This is a genomic window from Rhodococcus sp. (in: high G+C Gram-positive bacteria) (assembly GCF_049286785.1).
Classification (GTDB): domain Bacteria; phylum Actinomycetota; class Actinomycetes; order Mycobacteriales; family Mycobacteriaceae; genus Rhodococcus_F.
Genome location: NZ_JBAQEO010000851.1, coordinates 1 through 2,243, shown reverse-complemented (window position 1 = coordinate 2,243; position 2,243 = coordinate 1). Strand labels below are relative to the sequence as shown.

2 protein-coding genes and 1 pseudogene are annotated in these 2,243 nt (G+C 64.4%); all 3 read right to left on the bottom strand.

Features of this window, described 5'->3' with window-relative positions:
- Positions 1-147: 147 nt before the first annotated feature.
- Entirely contained in the window at positions 148-834 is a 687-nt protein-coding gene (locus tag WAW17_RS30305; protein WP_422336543.1) for a methionine ABC transporter permease, read from the bottom strand.
- Complete coding sequence (locus tag WAW17_RS30300) at positions 831-1,856, bottom strand: methionine ABC transporter ATP-binding protein (RefSeq protein ID WP_422336542.1); 1,026 nt, start codon at positions 1,854-1,856, stop codon at positions 831-833. The genes WAW17_RS30305 and WAW17_RS30300 overlap by 4 nt, the downstream gene beginning before the upstream one ends.
- A 151-nt stretch (positions 1,857-2,007) precedes the next feature.
- A pseudogene (locus tag WAW17_RS30295) lies at positions 2,008-2,243 on the bottom strand (LLM class flavin-dependent oxidoreductase); the annotation flags it as partial.

Below are 2,243 nucleotides of genomic sequence, written 5' to 3'. Positions count from 1 at the left end.
GTCGATACTCCCGGACGCACCGCAGGCGGTCAGGAGCAGGACCAATGCGGTGGTAATTCCGCCTGTCGCCACAGTGCGGGCGCGCTTTCCCCGGCGGATTCTTGTAGTCATCGAATTCCTTTGATCTGTGTTGGTGTGAAGGGAGTTTCAGCGTCTGTTGGTTAGGCGGGCTGCCAGGTCGCCGACCAGTTGGATCACCTGGACGAGTACAACCAGTGCGATGACCGTCGTGATCATCACCGTGTTGTCGAACCTGTTGTAGCCGTATGCAATGGCAAGGTTGCCGATTCCGCCGGCGCCGACCGCACCGGCGATCGCCGACATGTCGAGGATTCCGATCAAGGCGATCGTGAGGGCGCCGATGATGGTGGGAACGGCTTCGGACAGTTGTACTTTGCGGACGATCTGGAAATTGGATCCTGCCGATGCTCGGCCCACTTCGACCACTTCGGGGGGCACATCGCGCAGCGAATTCTCGATCAGTCGGGCGACGTACGGTGTCGCCGCCAGTGTCATCGGCACTGCGGCCGCCTGTACACCGAGCGAGGTGCCGACGACGAAACGTGTGAAGGGAATGATCGCGGCCATCAGTACGAGGAAGGGGAGTGAACGTCCGAGGTTGACCACCCATCCGACGACAGAGTTGAGGGCAGGATTCGGGAAGAGGCCGCGGGGTGCCGTGTTGTGCAGGATCACTGCCAGCGGTGTGCCCAGGAGGATGGCCAGGATCACCGTGATCCCGACCATCTGCACCGTCTGCTGCAACGCGGGGAGGAAGAGTTCGGGAAGCTCGTCTATGGGCGTCGAGATGGCGAGGATCGCGCCCGCGCTCATGCCGCCGCTCCCGCGGTCGCGCCGGCGTCGGAAACTGTCGACGCGCCGGCCACCCGGACTCCGTGCAGACCCCAACTCGACAGGAGGCTGCCGATCGACGGGTCTTCGCCCGTGACGGAAATGGTGACCCGTCCTGCGGGGCGTCCCCCGACCGATTCCACCGTCCCGGACAGCACCCCGATCGATCTACCCGAGGCCTTGCCGAGCAGTTCGATCCAGTTCGTCGGGACCGCGTCGGAACCGTAGGTGACGTGCCAGAGCACATCACGATCCTCGGCGGCGATGTGGGACCGGTCGGGGAGTAGGCCGACGCCGAGCTCCGATTGCGGATCCCGCACGAGGTCGATCACCGGACCGGACTCCACCACCCGGCCCGCGTCGAGGACGGTGACGACGTCCGCCACCTGCCGCACGACATCCATTTCGTGTGTGATCAGGACGATCGTCAGGCCGAGATCGTCTCTCAGCTCCCGGAGCAGAGCCAGTATGGACTTGGTGGTATTCGGGTCGAGTCCGGACGTCGCTTCGTCGGACACGAGGACCTTGGGGGCGAGTGCGAGTGAACGCGCGATTCCGACGCGCTGCCGCTGGCCTCCCGACAGCTGCCTCGGGTAGAGATCCGCCTTGTCGGACAGTCCGACCCGCGCGAGTAGATCCTGCACTCGTTCCCTACGTTCGGCGCGCCCGACTCCGGCGAACTCGAGCGGCAGCGCGACATTCTCGGCGGCGGTGCGCCGGGCGAGGAGGCTCGACGCCTGGAAGATCGTCCCGATCGCCTTACGCTGCTCCCGGAGCCTACGTTCGGTCAGGCCCGATACATCCGTACCGTCGAGAAGGATCTGTCCCTCGGACGGCCGTTCCAGGAGACTGATGATGCGGGAGAGTGTGGTCTTGCCTGCACCGCTCTGCCCGATCACTGCGGCGATCTCACCGGTGCCCACCGAGAAATCGATGTCGTGGAGTACCTCGACTGCTCGTGCTTTCTTGCCGAATCGTTTGGATACGGAGCGGACTTCGATCATGTTGCACCACCTGGATCGGAGGACGGCATCGTCAGGTCAGCCGTCGGGAGGGAGATTTGGTCCGCGGAAGGACCCGTAGATCTCCGGAACGGTAGACGCCGGCGATCGGAATGTCATGTGTAAGAATCGACTCGAGCGGAATGCCGGGAGGTTACGCGACCGGGTTCGGGTACACCGCGCGGGTGTGGGCAGCCATCGGAGCGGGATCCGGCAGTCGTAGTATCCCTCGAAGTGAACGTGTCTTGTATCCGCGTGTCCTCGGTGGACGGGGCCATGCGGTGAAGCCGGAATCGATGTCGGTGACGGTGGCGATGTGACCGTCCACATCCGGGGCCCCGGGTGCGTCCGCAGCGAACAGGAGAGCCCGCCCACGTACGTCCGCTCCGT